The 16,903-nt window shown below is 49.6% G+C and carries 11 protein-coding genes and 1 pseudogene; 7 read left to right on the top strand and 5 right to left on the bottom strand.

The window, feature by feature from the left end; translation table 11 throughout:
* Positions 1 to 354: 354 nt before the first annotated feature.
* The gene (locus tag J2T16_RS14670) at positions 355 to 1,251 is read left to right on the top strand and encodes a diacylglycerol/lipid kinase family protein (RefSeq protein WP_499018588.1); all 897 of its coding nucleotides are present in this window, start codon (positions 355 to 357) and stop codon (positions 1,249 to 1,251) included.
* Positions 1,252 to 1,286: 35 nt separating this feature from the next.
* Here J2T16_RS14670 and J2T16_RS14665 read toward each other — a convergent pair whose 3' ends face one another.
* A complete protein-coding gene (locus J2T16_RS14665; protein WP_090924095.1) occupies positions 1,287 to 1,868 on the bottom strand; it encodes a GNAT family N-acetyltransferase in 582 nt (193 codons plus the stop codon).
* Positions 1,869 to 2,049: 181 nt separating this feature from the next.
* On the opposite strand from J2T16_RS14665, the gene pdxR reads away from it, so the two are divergent.
* Positions 2,050 to 3,561, top strand: a complete 1,512-nt coding sequence (gene pdxR, locus J2T16_RS14660; protein ID WP_499018586.1) for a MocR-like pyridoxine biosynthesis transcription factor PdxR — start codon at positions 2,050 to 2,052, stop codon at positions 3,559 to 3,561.
* Positions 3,562 to 3,671: 110 nt separating this feature from the next.
* On the opposite strand, the gene J2T16_RS14655 is transcribed toward pdxR, so the two are convergent.
* Positions 3,672 to 4,307, bottom strand: a complete 636-nt coding sequence (locus J2T16_RS14655) for a TetR/AcrR family transcriptional regulator (protein WP_499018585.1) — start codon at positions 4,305 to 4,307, stop codon at positions 3,672 to 3,674.
* 296 nt (positions 4,308 to 4,603) lie between these two features.
* Here J2T16_RS14655 and J2T16_RS14650 point away from each other — a divergent pair, with 296 nt between their 5' ends.
* Positions 4,604 to 6,835: an MMPL family transporter gene (locus tag J2T16_RS14650; protein WP_499018584.1), complete on the top strand. Its 2,232-nt coding sequence runs from the start codon at positions 4,604 to 4,606 to the stop codon at positions 6,833 to 6,835.
* Positions 6,836 to 7,103: 268 nt separating this feature from the next.
* The gene (locus tag J2T16_RS14645) at positions 7,104 to 8,057 is read left to right on the top strand and encodes a nucleoside hydrolase (protein ID WP_154984433.1); all 954 of its coding nucleotides are present in this window, start codon (positions 7,104 to 7,106) and stop codon (positions 8,055 to 8,057) included.
* 191 nt (positions 8,058 to 8,248) lie between these two features.
* Here J2T16_RS14645 and J2T16_RS14640 read toward each other — a convergent pair whose 3' ends face one another.
* The 3 genes from J2T16_RS14640 to J2T16_RS14630 all read right to left on the bottom strand — a co-directional run bounded on the left by J2T16_RS14640 (position 8,249) and on the right by J2T16_RS14630 (position 12,295).
* Positions 8,249 to 9,970 carry a methyl-accepting chemotaxis protein gene (locus J2T16_RS14640; RefSeq protein WP_499018583.1) on the bottom strand — a complete coding sequence of 574 codons (1,722 nt, stop codon included), beginning with the start codon at positions 9,968 to 9,970 and terminating at the stop codon, positions 8,249 to 8,251.
* Positions 9,971 to 10,283: 313 nt separating this feature from the next.
* Positions 10,284 to 11,000: a DUF3105 domain-containing protein gene (locus J2T16_RS14635; RefSeq protein WP_499018582.1), complete on the bottom strand. Its 717-nt coding sequence runs from the start codon at positions 10,998 to 11,000 to the stop codon at positions 10,284 to 10,286.
* 350 nt (positions 11,001 to 11,350) lie between these two features.
* Positions 11,351 to 12,295, bottom strand: coding sequence for a zinc ribbon domain-containing protein (locus J2T16_RS14630; RefSeq protein ID WP_499018581.1), 945 nt, complete (start codon positions 12,293 to 12,295; stop codon positions 11,351 to 11,353).
* Positions 12,296 to 12,627: 332 nt separating this feature from the next.
* On the opposite strand from J2T16_RS14630, the gene efeO reads away from it, so the two are divergent.
* From efeO to J2T16_RS14615, 3 genes and pseudogenes are all read left to right on the top strand, one after another.
* On the top strand, positions 12,628 to 13,524 hold the full coding sequence (gene efeO / locus J2T16_RS14625; RefSeq protein WP_499018620.1) for an iron uptake system protein EfeO: 897 nt from the start codon (positions 12,628 to 12,630) through the stop codon (positions 13,522 to 13,524).
* 4 nt (positions 13,525 to 13,528) lie between these two features.
* Positions 13,529 to 14,807: pseudogene (efeB, locus tag J2T16_RS14620) on the top strand (iron uptake transporter deferrochelatase/peroxidase subunit).
* Complete coding sequence (locus J2T16_RS14615; protein ID WP_499018580.1) at positions 14,768 to 16,882, top strand: FTR1 family iron permease; 2,115 nt, start codon at positions 14,768 to 14,770, stop codon at positions 16,880 to 16,882. Before efeB ends, J2T16_RS14615 begins: the two are co-directional and overlap by 40 nt.
* Positions 16,883 to 16,903 lie beyond the last annotated feature (21 nt).

Here is a 16,903-nt window from a genome sequence, read left to right as displayed (position 1 = left end):
TGCATACATCCGGTTAAAGCAGGTAATGGCTATAAGACCGGAGAGGCGAAACCATGATAATAAATGATGGTAATCATGTGGCTCCAGACAGAACAGAAGCTTTATTTTTATAGAATAATAACATACAGCTCACGTTGCCATAAATGAAATGAAAGTAGCTTGTCCTGTACAGCTATCTGGTATTACGCATGAACAACAAAAACGATGCATATTCCGTCTGTCGCTTCTTCATATGAAGTTTCACCTTCACAACCACGGTTCGCATGTCACGTTCATGCGCTGAGCCATGGTTTTGTTTATCACTTCAACCTTTTTGGGTAAAGGGAAACAAGCATTGGAATGGAGGAAAGCAGCATGGAATGGAATAAAGCCTTGTTAATACATCATCTTCATGCAGGGAAAGCCAATCGGGAGAATACATTAGGTGTGGTCACAGGCGTACTTGCTCCAGCCATTCATGAATTGGTCGTGGTTCGGACGGATGAACCGGGTGAAGGAGAGAAGCTGTGCCGGGAGCGCGGAGAAGAGTTCGATGTGGTGTTTATTCTAGGCGGCGATGGTACGGTGCATGAGTGTGTGAACGGGCTGGCATCCTTGCAAAATCCTCCACAGATCGGCGTACTTCCAGGCGGTACATGTAATGATTTTGCAAGATCACTTGGGATTTCCCCAGATGCGGAGACAGCAGCACAAGAGATGCTGTCAGGTCGAGTTATCTCGGTGGATGTCGGACGAGCAGATGATCGGGTGTTTACGAACTTTTTCGGAATAGGGCTCATCAGTGAAGCTTCACAGAATATTAACGAGAATTTAAAAGGGGCGCTCGGCAAAGTCAGTTATTTCATCAGCACACTCCAGACGATAACCCGTTCCGAGCCATTTCAGTATGAGCTAGAGATTGATGGAGAGCGGACAACAGGCGAAGCGGTGATGATCTACGCGGCGAATGGACGTTTTCTGGGCACGAATGCGTTACCGTTTGCTCCGGATGCGTTACAAGATGGCAAGCTGGATGTGCTTATTATTCATGAGACAGGCATTCCACTTCTGCGTGAGGTGCTTTCACATAAGCCAGAGGGAGAATGGCAACCGCGGAATGAGAGTATTTCCTACTTCAAGGCGTCGACGTTGAAAATAAAAACAGATGCACCGATGCCGGCCGATACGGATGGCGAATTGTACATGGAGACACCCGCCGAGCTGTTGGTGCTGGCGGGTCATCTGCATTTCCTGACCGGGGCGGAGGAATAACCTCCCCGGTTTTTGTATTTTTTGCGTGAACTCTATCATTTGTCTATTTTCAGATGTTTCTCCCGGAATTCATGCTCAAGAATGCTCATCAGAATGGCATCATGATACTGATGATTGTAGTACAACATGTCCCGCTTCACGCCTTCACGCTGGAAGCCGAGCTTCTCATACGTATGAATGGCGCGTTCGTTAAACGCAAAGACATCCAGTTCGATCCGATGCAGATTGGCAATGCCAAAGCCGTAGTCCAGCATAAGTAGCAAGGCTTCACTACCATATCCCTTGCCTTGGTGAGCTGGCTGATCAATGGCGATGCGAATATGTGCACTGCGATTTTTGGCATGCATGTCCATCAGGGCGACATCGCCGATGATTTCGTCTGTGTTTTGTAATGCAATAAGCAGGTTCAGGCGTGAGTCGTCTTGAGCTAAACTCTCTACATACTTTTCAACCTGAGAACGGATAAAGCTCGCTTGAGTTCCTGTTTGTTTACGCATTTCGGGCTCAAACAGGCTTGGATAATAAGCATCGACATCGGTGATATCGAATGGGCGCAGGTAAATGCGTTCGGTCTGCATGAGTTTGGCGATGCGATTTGTAGATGTAGGGTGTGACATAGGTTTGTTCTCCTCCTGATCTATTCAAGCAAACTTGTGGGGCCTGTAAGGCATCTAGCGTGTTGTTTCGCCTGAATATTGTTTGTAAGTCCTTGCTTCTGACATGAGTATATCCCAATACTGTATACTTCCAAATATACAGTTTTAATAAAATGAAAAGGACAGATGGAGTGAGTCAGTTATGATGCAATTACCTAAACTTGATGAGCACGACAGTGTACCCGTCTATATTCAGCTTTCGGATCATATCAAACGGGAGATTTTCCGCGGGGAATTGGTGGAACACAGCCGCCTTCCTTCTGTACGAAAATGGGCAGAACTGCTGGGCATAAGCACAACACCAGTGGAAGCGGCATACCAGCAACTTATTGCGGAAGGATACGTATATAGCGAGCCACGCAGAGGTTACCGCGTTCGAGCTGTTGTTGAAGGTTATCACGATATGTTACCGGGGAAGTCCGATATACATACGGCAGGAAATGAAAAAGGGGTTAAACATATTAGCATGATCAACAGGCAGGAAGGTTCTAGAGAAGTATCACAAGACTTACAGAGCCTACGTCCGGTGACGAATGTTACCTATGATTTTCACATGTCGCATAATGATTTTAGCCTGTTTCCTTATATGAAATGGCAGCAGTACGCGAACCGGGTTTGGCGTGAAGAATCAAGAGGTCTATTATTTTACGGAAACCCGCAGGGTGAGTGGGGACTGCGCAATGAAATTGCGGCCTATCTAGGACAATTTAGAGGAGTTCGTTGTATACCTGAGCAGATTGTAATAGGTGCAGAGCAACATCTGCTCATGTCCTTGCTTACACAGACTTTGCTTCGCAAAGGTGGGGTTAGATCAATTGCCGTGGAGAACCCCGGGTATCGCCTGTTACCTGGAACCTTTCGGAATTATGGATATGAGATTATCCCAATCTCACTGGACAGCGAAGGCATAAATCTGGATGAACTGGATCAGGCAGATGTGTCACTGGCTGGTGTATCCCCGTCGCATCAGTTTCCCATGGGTATGCCGATGCCCATCAGCCGCAGACTCGCCTTGCTGGACTGGGCGGAACGTTCCGGGGCCTATCTGATTGAGGATGATTATGACGGCGAATTCAGATATTCCGGTCGTCCTATTTCTTCGATGCAGGGACTGCGGGAGAACGCACCTGTTATCTACATGGGAGGATTCTCTCAGGTGCTTGCCCCTGCTTTTTGCGTGCATTACATGGTTCTCCCGAAGGAACTCGTTCCTCATTTTGGCGAGGTTTATCGAACGGTTCTGTTCGAACAGTCAGCTTCACGTCTGCATCAGCGGACATTGGAGTTATTCATGCGGGAAGGAGAGCTGGGTAAACATATTCGTAAAATGCGCAATCTGTATAAACGCAAACATGACCTGACTGTGCAGGCCATTCAGCAGCATTTCGGCGATCAACCAGGAATTGAACTTAAGGGCGAACACGCCGGATTCCATCTGGTCTTAAGGCTGATTAACCCGAATCCAGCCGACAATATGGTGGCTAAGGCGTTAGAGATGGGTATACGTGTGGCCTCGACGGAGTATCTGTGGGCAGACGGAAGTGCTCCTGCTGACGGCAAAAGAGAGTTTATCATCGGATTTGCCGGCATTGAAGCAGAGAACATCGAGCCAGGCATCGCCGCGCTGGCGCGTGTATGGGAGACTATCTGTTGATTTAAGTCAAGGTTACACTAGCCATTCGGTCGATTTAACGATCACTGAAACCTTACTAAATGTTCTCCAGATGCGCACATGGGTAAGTTGTGTTTACACGTCTAATCATCCTATGGATGTTTAACTGCTCCGTTCAAAAAGAGTCCGACGAGTTCCTCGGCCAGTTCGGCAATCGTATCGTGCATACGGCGTACATCTTCACGGTTGGCTAACATCAACAGGGACGTGAAGGCCTGAGCAAGCAACAAGGGGTTGGCTTCTCTCAAATACCCGTTGTCCATCTCACGCTGGAAATGTGTAGCGAGAACTTCGAAGATACGATGTTCTGCATCCCGAATCTGAGCAAACTGGTCGGCATTCAGATACGTTTCGGCTTCACGCATCATCGTTTTCGTATCCACATGAGACTGTTGCATCTTGGCAGCCGCCACGTTGACCAGCCGTTCGTACAACGTGCCGGGTTCTTCAAGCCGCAGTGTTGTCTGCTGCATACCCATCGCCATCATACGGGTAATGGCTATGGTGAACAGTTCCGGTTTGCTCGAAAAATGATAATAGATCGATGCTTTGGTCACCTGACATAACGAAGCGATCTGCTGAAGGGAAACGGCTTCGTATCCGTATTCCATAAACAGCCGTGAGGCCGTCATTAGGATGTTATTGTAGGCGGAAGCTTGATCTGTACCTGTTTTGGGTCTGCCTGGAGCACGCGTCGGGCGTGCTTCTTTTCTTGTTTTTTTGTTCATCATACTCGACCTCATTTACGGATAAAATACGTATTGTGACTTTTCAAAAAATTAGGGATTGCATAATTAACCTTCCGGTATATATAATTAACTCGATTATATTATGACCCATGGTTCATTTCCATGCCATGACATTAATTTAAAAGCTATTTTTGATAAAAAGATTTCTCGTATGAGTTGAACTATATATTTTGCACAGCTACTTTCCAGGTTATTCTGTCATCGAAGTGTCTGTGCAAACCATCTTTCTGTTCAACTTATATGGATTAAAACAAAACTAGGGAGATGAATAGACCATGCAGGAAGGTTCAGGTTATGGCCGCTTCGTAGCGGGCAAACGAAGTAAATGGGTGACACTGCTCGTATGGATTATCATTGCGGTTGTACTTGGTCTGGTGTGGCCCGCAGTAAATCAGCGTGAGACCAACAACGCACAAGATTTAAGTGATTCGAAACCATCTGTACAGGCCGCTGCTTTAGCGAAAAAGGAATTCCCTGGCGGCGAGGGCTTACCCGCGCTGATTGTCTGGCGTAACTCTGCCGGACTCACAGAGGATCAGATCCAGCAGATTCAGGCGTTAACCGAGCGATTGGATCAAGACCCGGTGGAGCAGCAACAGTCGGTTGTACCGCTCTATCAGCTGCCACCGCAGGCGATTAAAGGTCAGCTTTCGGAAGACGGAAGCACCATCGTCATGCCGCTGTTTTTCAACAAAGATGCCGATTCAGAGCAACTGAAGGCAGGTGTCGAAGGGTTAGAGGAGAAAACAAAAGCCATCTTCGGCATGAATCCATTTGATACGGCTATAGATACTGAAGGCAAGTTAATTGCACGCGTAACTGGACCAGTGGGCATATCGATTGATGCAAGCGGATTGTTCTCATCCGCCGATGTGTCTCTGCTCATCGCAACTGTCGTGCTTGTACTCGTGTTGCTCTTGCTGATCTACCGTTCACCGGTGTTAGCGATTATTCCGATTATTGCCGTAGGCTTCGCCTATATGGTCACTAGTCCGATTCTAGGATTTATGGCGGATCAAGGCTGGATTACAGTTGACGCCCAGTCGATCTCCATCATGACTGTATTACTCTTCGGAGCAGGTACGGACTACTGTCTGTTCATGATCTCCAGATACCGTCAAATTCTCTATCATGAGCAGGATAAAAAGAAAGCTATATTCCAAGCGATTACCGGATCATCCGGCGCGATTGCGATGAGTGGATTTACGGTTGTCGCAGCTCTACTCGTATTGCTGTTAGCTGAATACGGTGCATATCATCGTTTTGCCGTGCCTTTCAGTCTGTCCATCTTCATCATGTTTATTGCAAGCCTGACACTGGTTCCGGCGCTACTTGCCATTTTCGGACGTGGATCATTCTATCCATTCGTTCCACGTACTCACGAGATGGAAGTGGAGCGGGCGAAGAAAAAAGGCAAACCGGCTCCGGCTCCGCGTAAAGTCCGTGAAAGCTGGATCGGACGCATCGTAACGACTAAACCTTGGACGGTTTTGGCGATTACGGTAGTGCTGCTCGGTGGACTAGCTGCATTTTCAACTCAGGTGAAATTTACGTACGACTTGTTATCTTCCTTCCCGGAAAATGTACCTTCCCGCGAAGGCTTTAAGGTCATTGGGGAGCAATTTTCGCAAGGAGAGCTCGCTCCAGTTAAAGTGATCGTGGATGCCGGGGGCAAAGAGACAGATCTGAAAACACGTCTCGAATCACTGGATTATATCAGCAAGGTGGGAGACCCGCAGCAAGGCACGGAGAATGCCAACATTACGGCGTATAACGTAGAGTTCAATCTCAATCCTTACTCCATTGAAGCGATGCAGCATATTCCTGACTTGCGAGCTACGGCCGAAGCGGCATTGAAAGATGCCGGAGTTACTAACGTCGATCAACAAGTCTGGATTGATGGACAGACAGCTGAACAATATGATATCGAAGTCGCTGGAGAGCGGGATGCAAAGATTATTATTCCGGTCGTGATCGGTATGATTACGCTCTTACTGCTGCTCTATCTGCGCTCGGTTGTTGCGACCGCATACCTGATTGTCACTGTAGTCCTGTCGTATTTCTCCGCACTGGGCCTAGGCTGGATCATTATCCACTATGGACTTGGAGCAGAAGCGATTCAGGGAGCCATCCCGCTGTACTCCTTTGTCTTCCTCGTAGCACTCGGCGAGGATTATAACATCTTCATGATCTCAAGCATCTGGCAGAAACGCAAAACGATGCCGCTTCGCCAGGCGATTAGAGAAGGTGTAGGCGAGACGGGGTCGGTCATTACCTCTGCAGGTCTGATTCTGGCGGGTACGTTCGCCGTTCTGGCAACATTGCCGATTCAGGTGCTGGTGCAGTTCGGGATTATTACCGCGGTAGGTGTTATGCTCGATACGTTCCTGGTTCGTCCGTTCATGGTGCCAGCGATTACAGCGTTGCTGGGCAAATGGGCTTTCTGGCCAGGCAAGTATACGGAGATTGCCGAGAAGCAAGAGAAGAAACCAACCCGATCCCTGTAATTCAGGAGGAGGGGCAGATGGACGGCGGGGCTTGATGCCCGTGGTCCATCTTTCTTTTTACCAGAGGCGAGAGCCTTGGGTATGTATGTCTGAGATGGAATGGATAAGCTGGTAAAAAATGCGCAGGGGATGCTATAGATACGGGATTCTTTGGGTGTGGAAGGTTTACTCGGCTTAGGGTTATGGGACATAATAGAAGAAGCGTCGGCCTTGGGCAGACGGACAAGTTCACATCAATGGGGTAACCAGAGGAAGGATGAAAGCAAGCATGACGAACAAACTGAATGTGTATTTCAATCATGACGGCGGCGTGGATGATCTCGTATCGCTGTTTATGCTTCTGCAAATGGACAATGTAAACGTAACCGGTGTATCGGTTATTCCGGCAGACGGATATTTGGAGCCGGCAACCGATGCGAGCCGTAAAATTATCGATCGTTTCGGGACGTATTCTATTGAAGTGGCTAAATCCAATTCCAGAGGCAAAAACCCGTTTCCAGCTGCATGGAGACTGCACTCATTCTATGTAGATGCACTGCCTGTGCTGAATGAATCCGGCAAAATGGAAGCGCCGCTCTCCGCTATTCCTGCGCATCAGCATCTGATTGAGAAAGTACGCAATACCGAAGGCAAAACGCTGTTGTTGTTCACAGGCCCGCTGACGGACCTCGCGCGTGCGCTGGACGAAGCACCGGACATCGAAGAGAAAATCGACAAGCTGGTATGGATGGGTGGTACATTCGAACGCGGAAACGTAGAAGAGCCGGAGCATGACGGTACGGCGGAATGGAACGTATTCTGGGACCCGGAAGCAGCTTATCGCGTATGGCAGAGCGGCATCCAGATTGATCTGGTCGCACTCGAAAGCACTAACAAAGTACCTCTTACACCCGCAGTCCGTAACCGCTGGGCAGCAGAACGCCGCTTCGAAGGTGTGGATTTCCTGGGGAACTGTTATGCAGGATGTCCGCCACTGGTGTACAGTGAAACCAATTCCACGTATTATCTGTGGGATGTGTTGACTACGGCTTCCGTAGGTCGCGAGGACATCGTGAAGAAAAAAACCGTGCATTGCATCGTCATCCCAGATGGCCCGAGCCAAGGCCGCACGGTGGAGCAGGCGGACGGACGTCCGGTACAACTGGTGTATGATACAGATCCGGAAGCATTTTTCACATACATGACTGATTTGGGTAAAAAAGCTGCTCCGCAGCGTTACTAATGATCGGCAGCCGTAGGGCTGACCTTCATGTAAGATAAAAAGACCTTTCTACGATACGCATCAAAGATACGAATCGGTAGAAAGGTAAGAGCTAAAGAAAGCCGCAGGCTGTGTTCCGATGATCGGGGAGAACCCCGATGATGTGGATTACGGCCATGCGGCTTTTTGGTATGGAGCAAGCGGGCACCGAACTAGATCTTAAAGCGGCTGATCAGACCATTCAGCTCGCTGGATAAAACACGCAGTGACTCTGCGGAAGCACTGATCTCACCCATGGATTGTAGCTGCGTTTCGGCAGCCTGCGATACCTTCTGGATGCTGGATGAGGATTCTCGCGAGATGTGTTCCATGTTTTCAATGGATGCCGACACTTCCTCTGAGCTTGCTGACAGCTGTTCAGAAGCTGCGGACACTTCATGCAGGCGCTCGTTGATCGTTTCAATGCCGCCATGAATGGAGGAGAACGATTGACCTGCCTCTTGCACAACAGTCAGACCGGATTGCACCGCTGTAGTGCTTGCCGACATATGTTCTGCAAGCAAAGAGGTCTGACGTGTCATCTCGGCAATCAACTCGGCTACATGTTGTGAAGATTGCTCGGATTCTCCTGCAAGCTTGCGGACCTCGGAAGCAACTACGGCGAAACCATTACCGTGTTCACCTGCACGGGCTGCTTCAATACTGGCATTGAGTGCGAGCAGATTCGTCTGTGAAGCAATATTTTTCATCAAGTGGGCAACCGATTCAATCTGGTTGGAGTAATCCGTAAGCTGGGTCGTCGATGCGGCCATCTGTACGTTGGCCTGATGAATCCCGTCCATGCTGCGGATCGCTGTATCCAGCTTCGCCTGTCCTTGAATGGCTTCGTTTGTTGTTTGCTGTGATACGTCGGCAACTCTGGAAGAAGAATGAGCAATATGCTGCATGCTACGTGTGATTTCTTCCATGGCTACAGTGACTTCTCCAGCGCGTACCACCTGTTCGGAAGCCCCCTGTGCAGTATGATTCGTGTGCTCTGCAATCCGCTGACTGGCCTCGGCCGTTGCCTGGGAATGCCGGGATACACCTTCTGCAGCGTGAAGCAAGGAATCCGAGCTTTGGCGAATGCCCGTCATGACTTGCCGGGTATCCGTGACCAGGTGTTTGAACTCGGAAGCGAGCTGGCCAATTTCGTCTTTGCGTCCAAGCTCCACATTGACGGTGAGGTCCCCTTTCCCAACTTCGGTAATGAGCTGTTTCAGCTTCACCAGTGGCCTTGTCAGATAACGTGCGAAAATATACACCAGCAATACACTGAGCAGTACAATCGCCAGTGCTGTCCAAACCATCGTGACGCGGTTGCTCGACATGAGTGCATAGACAGCGGTAGAGTCCAGATCTGCGCCTACAATACCTAACATCTTGCCATCTGATCCATGAATCGGTACATAAGCGGTAATCGTAGCCCCGTAATCTTCATCCCGAGTAAGCTCTCCGCGAACCGATGTGTCTTGTGCAAAGGCTTGAAGCATGCCATCGTACAGTGTTTCCTCTTTTGTACCGTATGGGGAAAAATCATCCTCGGCTACATCCGGCGCGGCCCCGTCTACCACGTAATAATACGCAGCCTTTCCACTTTCCTCGCGTGTGCCAAGTGTGTACAAATATTTGAGTCCGTTGGCTTCACGCAACTGGCTAAGTTGTGCGCGCAGCGTATCGTAATACGCCGTTTTGTCCTGCCCCGTGCTGAGTGGAGCATACAGTGTCGTATCGATCAAAGCGGCTGCCCGTTCAGCTACAGCCTGTGCCTGCATCCCCATGGATTGTTCAACCAATTGAGCAGATGCCCGATACATCGTGATGCCTAAAATGGCCCCAGCAGCCAGCATCAAACAGGAAAAAAACAAAAAAATTCGCATAAACAAACTATTCATCGTTCCAATTGCTCCCCCTTGTGAGCGTATATGTTATGTATGCATTTCTACTTCAATTTATCGGCATATGATTGGGAAAGGATTAGGGGAGGGGGCGGAAGTTGACGCTGGTATGTTATGTCGCCGTGTCCTGCTGCGTTCAGTTGTGGGGTCTAACAATCCTGAGAAGCGCTAATTGCTCCTTTTTTGAACAGTTGAAAATGTAACGATTCCTGAAAGACCTTATTTTGCTCAAAAGGATTTTTTTTGAGCTTAAGCACTCCTTTTTCAGAAGATAAGGTTTCTGGAGATCGTTACATTTAAATTTGCTAAGCTACATTGTTCCGCCGCCTTGGCGAATGGATGGCGGGATCTTCTCAGGCCCCTGATTGATGTAACGATGGATAAACGTACCTACCTTGGCATCATCAAACTTGTCCAGCTTCATTGTTTTGGTCCAGGCGGTCACAACGACCTCGCTACCGTCAGGAATATCTTTGTTGGGTACGGCAAGAATGCCTGACCCGGCTTGGCGAAATTTTGCGAGATATTGGAGATGATCCTTCAGTTCATCACTGGCATTTTCACGATAATAGATGATGATGTCCCCATGCTCCATGTTGTGAACCAGATAAGGATACCCGGGAAAGTCGGTATAAAAGCCAAATTGGATATCATGTGGATTATGTGGCCCCGAGGTTGGTATTTTCATTTCATACTGGATTGGCTCCTCGGTGTGGGTAGCTCCATAATATTTGTCTTCCGTCACATCGATGGTTGCATTGTTCGGGAGGTCGGCTACATCGTATGTCTTTCCGGCACCTTGAAGGAAAAATACGCCGAAGGCTACGATGGATACAGCGATCAAGGCATGTGCTGTGAGCCGGAGCGAGCGGCTTTTCTTCTGAATAGCTGCTCGCTCATTCTTTTTCATGTGGCTAAGAATTTTGCCGCGCGTACGTGATGCCCAGATATAGGCGGCAATCGAGAGTAGCAGCAGGGCGGCTCCAACAATCAGCCATAGATATGAGGTGCCTGTTTGTTGTTCCATTTGCATATGATCCATGTGGGTCATGTCCATTCCAATTCCTCCGCTTTCGTCAACAAATAATGAATAGTTACACTACATATTGTAGTGTTAAAGGTGAAGCAAAATAAAGAAAACATACAGACAAGCTAATAAGCATTAAAAACCAGGCAAGAAACAAAGAAAAAACAGTAGAGCAAAGTTACTTCAACTAAATGCTGGCTCATATAAGTAAATACAAACATATTTTTCACACTACACATTATAGTGTATGGAATATGATCCGCGCAATGTTGCCTTTCGCAAATGAAAAAGACTCCCCCCACAATCGGGGGAAGTCTCCATTTCAGCAATCTTGAGTAGAAGAAACGAATTTACAAGCGTCCAAACGGCGAGAATAACGGGCTAAGTAAGCCAGCTATAGTCGAAAATAACAAACGATACATTAAGTAAAACAATACAGCATTCACAATCAACACGCTGTACGTGCTGTCAATGGCAGCTTTGGTCCGATTGAGCGGATGCTGGAACAGCACCGTATTCATCGCAACAAACACCATAATATACGACAGCACCAGTAGGGAGATCGCGAACGAGTAGGAGATCACAATCATCAAGTTAGCGAGCAGAAGCGTAGCGATTGCAGGGACCAGCAAGGTTCCGAACTGGGCAACCAGAATTTTGGGACGGAACGTAATCCGTTCCAGCTTAAGTACACCATAGATGAGCGCAACAGCAGCAACCAGAATAATAGCTGAAAACAGGAGCGGGCGCAAAAATCCGCTAACAAATATGCCTTCCGCACCGAGGCGGCCAAATGTGATCAGAACATATGTAGAGGTTAATACAGCAAACAATGCCATCGTTAGCCACCCATTCAGAGCATGCTGTTCACCGACGGTTTTCATCGATTGATACGGACGAGCCAGTACGCTGAGGAAATAGGTCAGGTATTGTTTGCTTACTTCTTTGGCTTGCTGTACTTTTTCATTCTGAACGAAGTTGTTCCACTGATTTCCTGCGCTACCTTGGTTAGTATCGTGATCAGGAGCTTCATGATTACTGGAATGTACCGTTGCTGTTTCTTTTACAAGCGATGGTACAGGTGAAGCCGAAGAAGAGCGTGTAGGTTCTGGTTGATGAGAAGCAGCTTCCTTGTTGCTGGACCAATGCGTGTATTCCGAGTCAGCGGAAGCTGAATCTGTGCGTGTTACGGAATCCACAGGATCAGAAGAAGCATGGGTTCCCGTCAGGTTAGAGCCGCACTTCTCGCAAAACTGGGCATCTCCATTTTCATGATTACATACTTGGCATTTCATGTTCATAAGCCTCCAATTTCTTAAATTATGGAACAAGTTAACATTGTGTCTCATTTTAACGTTCTATGACGAACTTTGTCTATGGATCGCAGAATTAAATACCCAAAATAAACCTAATGAAACAGGCGTAATAACCTGCCATATTTTCATATTGACATAAAGATGGGGCGGAATTATGATGTCATTATCGAAATTGATAATCATTATCAATTAAAAGCTGGGGAGTCAAGAGCGATATTTTATGTCTGCTCGACGTTCCTGTATCGGTAAAGGATTGTTTGAAGGGTTTGTTGCCTAATTACTGCGTTCATAGGGGAGTGTTCGTGTTGAGAATGAGAAAAAGTGTGACTTTGCCAGCTGTCGTGATGGTGACTTCGGTGCTGCTTGCAGCGTGTGGCAATGATGGAGCGGTTTTGAACAAGGCATCTGAGAAGACAGCTGTAACGAGTGAAGCTCAAACAGCATCTCAGGATACAAGCAAGGGAGGCCAAGAGGCAACTGTTGCAGATTACTCTGTTGCGGTAGAGGGATATCGTACATTTGCCGTAGAGCAGATTGATGCGTTTGTGAAGGAAACCGAGAAGTTTACGGATGCGGTGAAGGCTGGAGACTTGGAAAAGGCCAAGTTGCTCTATGCCCCGGCACGTATGTATTATGAACGGATTGAACCGGTAGCGGAGGCGCTAGGTGATCTGGACCCTAACATTGATGCACGTGATGGTGACGTTGAAGCTGCAGACTGGCGTGGTTTTCACCGGATTGAGAAAGCATTATGGGCAGACAAAACAACCGACGGCATGAGCGAATATGCAGACACACTGCTCAGTGATGCGAAGCTGCTACGGGCTAAAGTGGAAACGATGGATATCGATGCAAGTCTGATGGTCACGGGTGCGGTCGAACTGCTGAACGAAGTATCTTCCAGCAAGGTGACCGGGGAAGAGGAGCGGTATTCGCATACGGATCTGTATGATTTTGCGGCCAATGTAGAAGGAGCACGCGAGATTTACAACTTGCTGAAGGATGATCTGGCATCCAAGGACAAAGAGTTGAACCAGCAGATTGCGGATCGATTCGATGCGCTGGAGAAAGAACTGGCTCCGTTCAAGGAAGGTGACGGGTACGTTTCTTACAAGAAGTTGAAGGATGAGGATGTGCGCAAGCTAAGCCAGAATCTCGATGCGCTCGCGGAGCCGCTGTCCAATATGGGACAGGTACTGGGAGTGTAGAACGATGACGGAGAACAAGCAGGATTCGTTGAAAAAGCCGTTGTCACGGCGTGAAATGCTGAAGCTGACCGGCGTAGCCGGGCTTGGTCTGCTTATTGGCGGGGGCGGCACAGGCGGACTGATGGCGCTGGGCCGCAAAGGCTCTTCTGTCGCCGCTGTAGAACCTGCGGCGGCTGATAAGGGATTGCCTTTCTATGGCAAGCATCAGGCAGGTATTATTACGCCCGCGCAGGATTTTATCTGCTTTGCGGCGTTTGACGTTACCGCAGGCAGCGTGGAAGAGCTTCGCCGTCTGTTCCGGGACTGGACGGCAGCCTCGGCTGCCATGGCTTCCGGACAGATGATCGGCGAGCACAACACCACGCTGAATACGCCCCCCACCGATACGGGGGAGGCGGCAGGCCTGACACCGTCACGTACCACGTTGACGTTTGGTGTGGGGCCGTCTTTGTTTGACAGGGCGCTTCGGCTTGAAGGGACCGAAGCCGCGGGGACTGCGTGACCTGCCGGCATTTGCCGGGGATGCGCTGGACCCCAAGTGGTGTGGTGGCGACCTGTGCGTGCAAGTCTGCGCAGACGATATGCAGGTCGCCTTCCATGCAATCCGCAACCTCGCGCGTATTGCGCGAGGGCATGCGGTGCTGCGCTGGACCCAGGAGGGCTTCCAGCGCACAGGCCGAGCCGACCCCGCGGGTGGAACACCGCGCAATCTGCTCGGCTTCAAAGACGGCACCGGCAATCCGGATACTACGGATGCCGTTCTCATGGACCAGACCGTCTGGGCGCAGCCGAGTGACGGTCCGGGGTGGATGGCCGGCGGCAGCTACATGGCCGTCCGCCGGGTGCGCATGCGTGTGGAGGTCTGGGACCGCTCCACCTTGAAGGATCAGGAGGCGACGTTTGGTCGCCACCGTGATAGCGGCGCGCCGATTGGCAGCCGTGGAGAATTCGACCCGGTGGATTTGCAGGCGAGATCCACCGATGGACAGCCCTTAATCCCGGCAACATCGCATCTGCGGCTCGCCAAGGGAGACGGGAGTCAACTGATCTTGCGCCGCTCGTACTCGTATTCGAGCGGCCTCGATGCCAAAACAGGCCAGCTCGACGCAGGCTTGCTATTTATTATCTACCAGCGGGATATGGACAAGCAGTTTATCCCCATCCAGACACGGCTGGCGAAGAGTGACAAGCTGAATGAATATACGGTGCATGTGGGTAGTGCCGTCTTTGCCTGTTTCCCCGGATGCAAACAGGGTGGATATATCGGGGAGATATTGTTCTGATGATGCGGCGAAGCGGATATACAGGCATCGTTCGAGAGGAGCATGGCCAACATTCAGGCAGCGAGCAGAGGGGGAGCGAACCACGGATGAAGACCAACGGCACATCTACCACAGCCACATTTTCATCCGTTAGGGAGCACAGCAGAAGATGTCTGCTGCGTGTTTCATTATCTATACTCGTATGCCTCGTCCTTCCTTTTGCATGGGCGGGAGGAGGTTTTTTTGCAGCAGCTGGAGATGCTTCTGACAGCAGTACCTATACCTTAGGAGCGATTACTTCTGCTATTTTCGGTGATGTTGCTCATGCGTCCGGTGCTCAAGCTTCTACTGTACAAAAGGAAAGGGCTAAGCTGGATCAGCTTAATGCCCTGCTTCCTCCTGTAGGCAGTGCACTGGTAGAGGCGGGTCAGGGCAAGCTGGACGAAGCCAATCGGGATGTAACGGAGTTTCAGACGTTATGGCAACAGGCGGCACAATTGGAGCCGGAGCAAAATGCAGAGAAGGTGACTGCATTAGCGGCGTCCGTAAATGATGCACTTGTCAAGGTTCAAGGAGCGCTGCAAGACAAAGACACGGATACAGCCAAGAGCGCACTGGCTGACCTTGCAAGGGCAGTTAATGCCTACGTAGAAGCATTCCAAAGTGCGCAAGGCAGTAGTGACGCAGGCCGAAAGGCGGCAGCACATTTACTTCCGGATTCCCGCAGTAGTCTTGTCGCAATGCAAAAAGGAGACTGGCCACTGGCAGAGCGTACGTATAAACGAATCGTTACTTCCTGGAAAGGCACGGAAGCTCCGATTCGTAAGGATCACTTTGGTGTATACAGCCAGCTTGAGAAACAGATGAGCCTGATTCGGATTGCAATGCAAGCTGAACCGCGCAAGGAAACACAGGCCATCCAGCAAATGAACGAAATGGTGACGCTTCTGACGGATTACAGTATGGGTACACTCAAGGATGGAGAACTGGATAAAGAAGCAATCAACGCTGGTTCTGCATCGCTAGCTGATCTGTTGCAATTGCTGGAACAGGTGCAGCAACAGATTCAGGCCGGGGACAGCTCAGGAGCGGCTACAGGCATGGAAGAGTTTATTATTGCTTGGCCGTCCGTGGAAGGACAGGTGCAGATATCATCCCCTGCTTCGTATACCGCAACCGAGAATGATATGACGGAAGCATCGGGATATCTGGTATCTAATCCGCCGAATACCGCCAAAGCCCCCGACGTTGTAATGCGTATGATCGAACGGCTGCGGCCACTTACGGCTTCCACCTCTTACACAGCATGGGATGCGGCGCTGATTCTTTTGCGAGAAGGACTGGAGGCGATTCTGGTCTTGGCCGCTTTGCTAGCTTATGCCAAGAAGAGCGGCCAGCCTGCTGCACATCGCTGGATCTGGGCTGGTGCGGGCAGTGGCTTGCTGCTTAGTGCAATTATGGCTATAGTGTTAACACTGGTGCTGGCTGCGGCGTCTTCAGGCAGTACACGCGAAATGATTGAAGGTTACACCGGACTTGCGGCGGTTGTGCTGATGTTGACCGTTGGACAGTGGATGCATAGCAAGTCTAACGCACGCTCATGGAACAGCTATGTAGAACGTCAGGTTGGAGGGGCGCTTGCCCGAGGAAGCCTATGGTCGCTTTTTGCGGTAGCCGGGCTTGCCATATTAAGAGAGGGTGCGGAAACGACCAGCTTCTACATCGGAATGGCTCCTGCTATTCAGCTATCCCAGCTGCTTATCGGAATCGGTATAGCCCTGGTCATTCTTATTGTTCTCGCAGTAGCTATCATTCAGTTCAGTGTGCGTCTGCCCGTGCGTTGGTTTTTCCTTACAGCAACGCTGCTAATCTATTATCTGGTGTTTCGTTTTCTGGGTGAGAGCATACATGCCCTGCAGGTGTCGGCAACACTCCCTGCACATGTGGCCCCTGATCTGCCTGCTCTCAGTTGGCTTGGGTTGTATCCAACGTGGGAAACCTTTGTTCCGCAGATGGCGGTATTGCTCTATATAATTTTTAGTCTGATTCGCACCGAGAAACGTTCGATCAAGGGAGCTTCGAAAGCTTCTGTGTAAAACAGAGCTGCAAGAGCTGCA

This window comes from Paenibacillus intestini, from assembly GCF_030803945.1.
GTDB classification, from domain to species: domain Bacteria; phylum Bacillota; class Bacilli; order Paenibacillales; family Paenibacillaceae; genus Paenibacillus; species Paenibacillus polysaccharolyticus.
The sequence above is the reverse complement of the archived record's forward strand: the minus strand, read 5'-3'. Positions and strand labels throughout refer to the sequence as shown.